This is a genomic window from candidate division TA06 bacterium, assembly GCA_016208585.1.
Lineage (GTDB): Bacteria > Edwardsbacteria > AC1 > AC1 > EtOH8 > UBA5202.
In genome coordinates this window covers 1-7,523 of the sequence record JACQXR010000151.1, presented here as the reverse complement: position 1 = coordinate 7,523, position 7,523 = coordinate 1, and the positions used below count along the sequence as shown (strand labels likewise).

Here is a 7,523-nt window from a genome sequence, read left to right as displayed (position 1 = left end):
AGGGATTGACTGTCGTTATAGAATAACGAGCTTACTAAGTTATATAATACATTTAATAATACGTAACGCCTTTAGAAATATGAAGTTAGGCTTTCTTGCATTTCGTAACTAGGAAACTTGCGCTAGTGAAGATGTAAAGCTTAAAGTGTACCAAATATTATACGATGAATTTGGAGAAGTGAACCCAAATGAATGAAGAGATAATCAATAACATTATAAAAGGCGATGTATTAGAAACACTGCCACAAATAAAGGATAATATAATTGATGTTATTATTACCGATCCGCCATATTTTTTAGACAAATTAGACAATAAATGGCAGGAGGATAAAGTTAGTAACACCAAAAATTGTTATGTCGTAACTTCCTTACCAGCTGGCATGAAATACGATAAAGAGCAGGGAAAGAATTTTTATGCGTGGTATATAAATGTTTCTAAACAATTGTTTAGGGTATTAAAACCGGGCGGTTATTTCTTTTCTTTTTCAAGCCCTCGCCTGTATCATAGAATGACGTGCGCAATTGAAGACGCTGGTTTCGATATAAAAGATTGTTTTATGTGGCTGTATACACAAAACCAGCCCAAGGCAATGAGCTTAAATCATTTTATCGATAAACTTAAATGTGATTCAAAAACCAAACAGGAAATTAAAAATAATTTAGATGGTTGGAAAACCCCACAAATAAAGTCCTGTTTTGAACCAATTGTAATGGCGCAAAAACCTTATGAAGGAACCTTTTTAACCAATATTATTAAAAACAAGGTGGGACTAATAAATACAAAAATCCTAACCGGTAAGGGGATGTTTCCTGCTAATGTAATGACAACAGAACATATAACAGAAAGTATTGACAAATATTTTTTGGTATCAAAACCTAAAAAAGAAGAAAAGGGGTTAGACAATAAACATAGGACCGTTAAACCGTTAGATTTATGTAAGCATTTAGTAAGGCTTACGGCTTTTTCCAAAGATGCAATTATATTAGACCCCTTTATTGGAAGCGGAACAACCGCAGTCGCAGCCAAGGCTCTCGGGAAAAGATTTATTGGTATTGATATAAATGAAAAATATGTTTTGTTCGCAAAAAACCGCTTGAACAGTATCGATAGAATAATAACATATGATACTAAAGAAAATTTAACCGAACATCAACAAATAAGCGCATTTGATAAAAAGAAAAAATATATGATTAGAACCAAAAGAAAAAAACAAGGCAGGAGTAACAACCGCCTTCCTTTATCTGCCGGAGTTTTATGAACACCAGTCTGATACCCATTAAAAAACCTGAGGACGTCAACTTCATCCTGGGACAGACCCATTTCATCAAAACAGTGGAAGACCTTTACGAGATCCTGGTCTCGGCCGTGCCGGGCATCAAATTCGGCCTGGCCTTCTGCGAGGCCTCCGGGGCCTGCCTGATCAGGTCCGAGGGAACGGATGATGAGATGATAGGGCTGGCGGTTGACAACGCCAAGAGTATTGGGGCCGGGCACAGTTTGATCATCTTTCTGAAGAACGCCTATCCTATTAACGTCCTCAATGCCGTCAAGAACTGCCCCGAGGTCTGCCGGATCTACTGTGCCACCGCCAACCCCTGCCAGGTCATCGTGGCCGAAAGCGAACAGGGCCGGGGCATAATGGGGGTGATAGACGGCTCATCCCCCAAGGGCGTGGAGGACGAAGACGGTAAAAAATGGCGCAAAGAATTGCTGAGAAAAATCGGATACAAGCGGTAAAATTCCATCATCCGCAGATTACGCAGATGAACGCACCCAGATTTGGTCTGATAGGCTTTGTTGCGTAGAGATTGTAAAACCCATGCGCTGCTGTATAATATATTTTTCCCAGACCGGGAATACCCGCCAGGTGGCCGAGACCATCCAGGAGACCCTGGCGGCCCTGACCGGTTCCTGCGCCCTGGTGCGGCTGGAGGATGCCGACCCCATGCTGGTGGAGCGGTACGATCTAATAGGCCTGGGCGCCCCGGCCTTTTATTTCCGGGAGCCGTACAATGTCCAGAAATTCCTGGAAGAACTGCCGGACCATTCATCCCGCCCCCGGCCCTTCTTCTTTTTTGTGACACATGGCGGGACGCCAGGGGCCATCGCCCCCAGTATCTGCGGCCTGGCGGCCCGGCAAGGCTTTGTTACCCTTGACTTTTACCAATGTTTGGGATATGATACATATCCCCCGTTTGCTTCCAGGGTACCGGCTTCGGGGGCTGGACACCCAGACCAGCAGGACCTGGACAGAGCAAAGGCCTTTGCCGAAAGCGTCCTGATCAAGGCCAGGCTGTTCGCCGAAGATCCACAAGCCAATACCTGTTCACTGCCCGGCGGCTTTTTGAACCGGACTGTGGCCGGAATGTTCAGCCACCGGGCTTTATTGCGGCACATGAGAACGGGACTGCTGCCCCGGAAAAATATAAAAAATGATCTCTGCACCAAGTGCGGATTGTGCGTTGAGCAATGCCCGGCCAATGTCATTACTTTGGAACCCTATCCGGTCTTCAGGGAAGATGACTGCATCGCCTGCTACCAGTGCGAGCGCATCTGCCCCGAAAGAGCTTACAAAAACAACTGGGTTCCTTTCAAACTGTTGACCGGAGAGTATCTCTATCAATTTGCATCAAAAATATTTCACGGACAGAAAAATTCCAAACCTTAGGAGCGGTTTAATGCCTGCAAAAGAAAAAGACCCTAAAACCAAAAGTGAAAAAGCCGAAGCCCCCAAGCCCAACCCCACTTTGGAGCTGGTGAAAAGGCTGACCCAGGTTTCCGGTCCCTCGGGCTACGAAGCCAGGGCGGCCAGAGCGGCCCAAACGGAACTGAAGCCTTTTGCCGATCAGGTTAAGATAGACAAAATGGGCAGCGTGGCGGCCTTTAAGAAAGGCTCGGGACCCAAGGCCTCCGGCAAGAAAATTTTGTTAGCCGCACATTTGGACGAGATCGGCTTGCTGGTGAACCGGATCGAGGAGGGCGGTTTTTTGCGCTTTACCGAGATCGGCGGTTTCGATGTCCGGGTCCTGCTGGGACAGGAAGTGCTGGTGCATCCGGTGGGCCGGCTGGGGCCGGGCACCGACAAGTTCTTTCCCGGGATCATCGGGGCCAAGCCGCCGCACTTTCAGACTCCCGAGGAAAGCCATCAGGTGATAGCCTTGGCCGACCTCTATATTGACCTGGGGATGGAGGAAAAGGAGGTGCGGGCCAGGATCTCGGTGGGGGACGTGGCAACCATGCGGATGCCGTTCGTCAACCTAAAGAACGACCGGGCCGCCGGCAAAGCCATGGACGACCGAGCCTGCGTGGCGGTGATGGTGAAGACCCTGGAACTCCTGAAAAAAATGCGGCACAGTTGGGACGTATACGCCGTGGCTACGGTGCAGGAAGAGGCCGGCTGGGGCTGCCTGGGCGCGCTGACCGCCAGTTATAATGTAAACCCAGACATCGGCATCGCCATAGACGTGACTCACGCCGACATGCCAATGGCCGCAGAGTCCGATACCTTTGCCCTGGGCAAAGGACCCACCATTGCCCTGGGGCCAAATTTGCATCCGGCGGTGGTGGAGAAACTGAAGGAAGTGGCCAAGGCCGAGGAGATACCCTATCAGTTGGAGCCCTGCGCCGGGGTCACCGGCACCGATGCCATGGACATCCAGATCTCGCGCGAGGGGATCCCCACCGGCCTCATCGGCCTGCCGCTGCGCTACATGCACACTCCAGTGGAAACGCTGGCCGCGGTGGACGTGGAGCGCTCGGCCCGGCTTTTAGCTAGGTTCATCACCGAGCTGGATGACATTAAGCTGGAGTGGAAGGACGACTGACAGGCTTATTTCCTTGAAAACTATACGCGATGGTTCAAAGGAGTTGTAATGAAACTAAATTTTGAGTGGGATGAAGAAAAGGCAAAAACGAACATCAAAAAACACGGCGTCAGTTTTGATAAAGCCACAACGGTTTTTCTCGACCCCTTCTCAATGACGATACCTGACCCCAACCACTCCGTAGATGAGCAAAGGTATATTTACATAGGCAGTTCTGACAAGGGCCGGGTGCTGGTGGTGGTTTATGCCGAGCGCAGGTTAAACATACGTATCATCAGTTGCCGTGAGGCAACTCCAACGGAACGAAAACTTTATGAATAAAAAGACGACCAAAACAGTAAAGGCAGAGGTTAACGACATGCGCGCCGAATACGATTTTACGGGGGGCGTTCGCGGCAAGCATTATCGGGCCTTGCAGGCTGGATATGCGATCACCGTTCATAAGGCTGACGGCACAACTGTTGTTAGAGTGGTGACGCCAAAGGAAGGCGCGGTTATTATAGAGCCGGACATTCGAACTTATTTCCCAGACTCGAAAGCCGTGAACCGGGCACTACGCTGTTTAATTCCACTGCTTCTCCATAAGCATGGAGCAAAAGCGAATAAAGCCCAATAGGTCGTTCTCTCCAAGCAGCAAAAGCGCGTGGCCCGGCTTTTAGCCAGGTTCATCGCCGAGCTGGATGACATCAAGCTGGAATGGAAAGACGAAGACTGAGATGGCTGGGTAACGATGGTGATACGATGGACCAACCAATTGACCAAACAATGGCGTAGCCATAGGTTGGCAACAATCCCCGTTTTAATATAACCGCACAAATGCGGTATAATATATGTTGGGCAGAAAGAAAATGAAGATGCGTAAAAAACGCGAATGGTTTGATGATGACTCATTTTGGATCGACCTATATCCTTTCATGTTCCCGGAAGGCCGGTTCAAGAATGCGGTAGCTCAAGTTGAGAAAATCCTCAAACTTGTAAAGCCTGCCGGCAAAGCAGTTCTAGACCTTTGCTGCGGACCTGGCAGATGCTCTATTGCACTTGCCAAGAAAGGTTTTGCTGTGACAGGTGTCGACAGAACCGAATTTCTCCTCAAAAAAGCCAAAACAAAAGCCAGAGCAGCAAAGGTGAAGATCGCATGGATCCAACAAGACATGCGTGACTTCGTTCGCCCGGAAGCCTTTGATTTTGTCTTGAGCATATTCACATCCTTCGGATACTTCAACAAGAAAGAGGAAGATACTAAAGTCCTCCACAATATGTTTTTGAGTCTGAAGCCGGGAGGCACTTGCCTAATCGACGTTGTTGGAAAGGAATGGTTGGCGAAGGTTTTTCAGCCGACCAATTCAGAAAAACTCCCTGATGGCACAATGTTGGTGCAACGTCATGAAATATTCGACAACTGGACGCGAATTCGTAATGAATGGATACTGCTCCGAAAAGGCAGATCAAAAACTTTTAAGTTCTATCACACTGTTTATTCAGGGCAGGAGTTGAAGGATCGTCTTGAGCAGGTTGGATTTTGCAATGTGAGGCTGTACGGAAACCTTGAGGGAGAGGACTACGGGCGTTCTGCCCAGCGGTTGATTGCTGTCGGCGAAAAGCCCAAACCGTGAGTCAAAAAGAACTGCCTAACAAATCACTGCACCCGACCAAAAAGCTGGCGCTTTTTGGCAGGTGAGTTCTATCGTTAGATGGAAGAATAATAAAAAATAAAGGAGGATTGTCATGGGTACTTTCTACACAAAATGTATAATTGAAAATCATATTGATAGAAAGAAGTCGGTTTCAATACCAAAAATACTTGTTGATACAGGAAGTGAGTATACTTGGATTCCAAGTAAAATGCTTCATGAAATAGTCGTCGTTCGTGAAAAAAAAGATCTAGCATTTATTATGGCCAATGGTCAAAGAATAACTAGAAGTGTTGGATTCGCTATCATCAAGATAGAAGAATCTTTTACAATTGATGAGGTTGTGTTTGGTGAAGAAGGTGATATGCTTCTGCTCGGTGCAAGAACTTTAGAAGGCCTTAATTTGACGGTAGATTCTCGCTTAAAAAAACTTGTGGCTGCAGGTCCATTGCCGGTGGCTTATGGAGGGATAAAATAATAAACCATCTAACAATTCGCTCTAGCCGACGGCGCAAGCGCCGCGGCTGAGCTCAAACGTTAGGCCGCAAACAGAAGGTACTGCATGAGCAATCTTGATCCCTACAAGGATTTCACCGAACGCTTGAAGCTCCTGGTCGGCAAACACCCGACACTTAGGGTCTGCGACAAAATAAATGTATCAAGTCAACATTTCCATCGCGGTAGAATTGTATAGTTCCAATCGCCGTGAAAATCATTACGAATTAGATTGATTTTTACCCACTCATCATTGGAGATCTTCCGTCCGACTGGATACCGGCGACGATCCAATCGGCAAAAAACTTTCAGACCCGTGGTCGTAGTGGTTTTAGCGATCAGATTCACTACCGTTTCATAGTCGACCAATGGTTCGCCTCGCCAATTGGAACTGATAAACGAAAAGAGTCGATGCTCCACTTTATTCCACTTGCTGGTGCCCGGCGGAAAATGGCAAACCGAAATGGGAAGGCGCAACTTATTGGCCAAACGCTGGAGTTCCCATTTCCACAAGCGCAAACGAGTTCCGTTGCTTCCACCCGCGTCGGCTGTAATGAGCAGTCTTTTCGTCTTGGGATAAGCGCGCATCCCTTGCTCTTGCCACCAAGCCCTGATGGATGCAACGGCAAAAGTCGCGGGGTCATGATCGGTTCCAACCTTGACAAAACCACAGTTGCGCGTCAACTCGTAAATGCCATACGGATGAGCCCGGGGGACAGAAGGATCGGAAAAATCGTGGCCCTTGACCTTTAGCGCAGATCCCAGTTTAAGCCACTGTTTCCCGCGATTGGCATAGTTCCCCACAAGTTCCTTCCCTTCGGCGGAGCCTGCCCCGAGAGTAAAAGAGGGGCTCAGGGCAAGCTTTTTGGTGTCTACGGAAATGACCGGTTGTGAGGCTTTCATTTCTGCCGTAACGCGGGTGTTGATGTACTCAAACTGCGCATTGCGGTCGGGATGTTGTTTCCCCTCAACTGTTTTGCAATTGCCCTGGAGACTGTATTTCATTTCATGGAGAAGAACTCTAACTACCCGGCTGCTTGCCTTATAACCCAGCCGGATCAACTCCCGAGACAGACAGCGTGTGCTTTTACATGTCCAGCGTAAGGGCGACTCTGGATCGCCGCGCGTTAAAGGCTCGACTAAACTTTCCAACCTGTCCCGCAAATCGGGCTGATGATGAACTGCAGCTTTACGCCCACCGCCAGATCGGCGGACGCGTCCTGCCGGTAAAATGTCACCGGTATTTATCTCCCCTAAACCAACGAGAATCACCCGTCGAGATATATTCGTAGCACGTGCCACCAGGGAAATACCACCATATCCAAGGGCGCCAGCTTCTGTGGCGGCCCAGATCCGTCTCGTGTGTTCATCGAGCCGCGGGGAGAGTGATTGATATTTCAGTCGAATAGCTGCTTCTGGCTTCATATCAGAAGGGCTTTGTTGCGCAAAGATTGTAAAGATACAGCATCCCCTGATAAATCGATGATTAGACAGCAACCTTATATGACACCGGCATACCTATTTGAGCTATACGGTTGAGAATGGCACATCCAATTCTGACTTCGGTTTTTT

General features: G+C 48.1%; 9 protein-coding genes. 8 read left to right on the top strand and 1 reads right to left on the bottom strand.

The features are described 5' to 3' along the window. Positions 1–188 precede the first annotated feature (188 nt). The 8 genes from HY768_11005 (at position 189) to HY768_10970 (ending at position 5,934) form a co-directional block, all read left to right on the top strand. Positions 189–1,259 carry a site-specific DNA-methyltransferase gene (locus tag HY768_11005; GenBank protein ID MBI4727726.1) on the top strand — a complete coding sequence of 357 codons (1,071 nt, stop codon included), beginning with the start codon at positions 189–191 and terminating at the stop codon, positions 1,257–1,259. After that, the gene (locus tag HY768_11000) at positions 1,256–1,738 is read left to right on the top strand and encodes an adenosine-specific kinase (GenBank protein MBI4727725.1); all 483 of its coding nucleotides are present in this window, start codon (positions 1,256–1,258) and stop codon (positions 1,736–1,738) included. The genes HY768_11005 and HY768_11000 overlap by 4 nt, the downstream gene beginning before the upstream one ends. Before the next feature lie 82 nt (positions 1,739–1,820). Next, complete coding sequence (locus HY768_10995) at positions 1,821–2,669, top strand: 4Fe-4S binding protein (GenBank protein MBI4727724.1); 849 nt, start codon at positions 1,821–1,823, stop codon at positions 2,667–2,669. Positions 2,670–2,748: 79 nt separating this feature from the next. After that, on the top strand, positions 2,749–3,825 hold the full coding sequence (locus HY768_10990) for a M42 family metallopeptidase (GenBank protein MBI4727723.1): 1,077 nt from the start codon (positions 2,749–2,751) through the stop codon (positions 3,823–3,825). A 48-nt stretch (positions 3,826–3,873) separates the two neighbouring features. After that, positions 3,874–4,146 carry a BrnT family toxin gene (locus tag HY768_10985; protein ID MBI4727722.1) on the top strand — a complete coding sequence of 91 codons (273 nt, stop codon included), beginning with the start codon at positions 3,874–3,876 and terminating at the stop codon, positions 4,144–4,146. Positions 4,147–4,183: 37 nt separating this feature from the next. Continuing rightward, positions 4,184–4,441 (top strand): hypothetical protein, encoded by a 258-nt coding sequence (locus HY768_10980; protein ID MBI4727721.1) that lies wholly within the window; start codon positions 4,184–4,186, stop codon positions 4,439–4,441. Between the two features lie 232 nt (positions 4,442–4,673). After that, positions 4,674–5,438: a methyltransferase domain-containing protein gene (locus HY768_10975; protein ID MBI4727720.1), complete on the top strand. Its 765-nt coding sequence runs from the start codon at positions 4,674–4,676 to the stop codon at positions 5,436–5,438. 112 nt (positions 5,439–5,550) lie between these two features. Next, positions 5,551–5,934, top strand: a complete 384-nt coding sequence (locus HY768_10970; protein MBI4727719.1) for a hypothetical protein — start codon at positions 5,551–5,553, stop codon at positions 5,932–5,934. Between the two features lie 185 nt (positions 5,935–6,119). On the opposite strand, the gene HY768_10965 is transcribed toward HY768_10970, so the two are convergent. Beyond that, entirely contained in the window at positions 6,120–7,376 is a 1,257-nt protein-coding gene (locus HY768_10965; protein MBI4727718.1) for an ISAzo13 family transposase, read from the bottom strand. Positions 7,377–7,523: the final 147 nt, after the last annotated feature.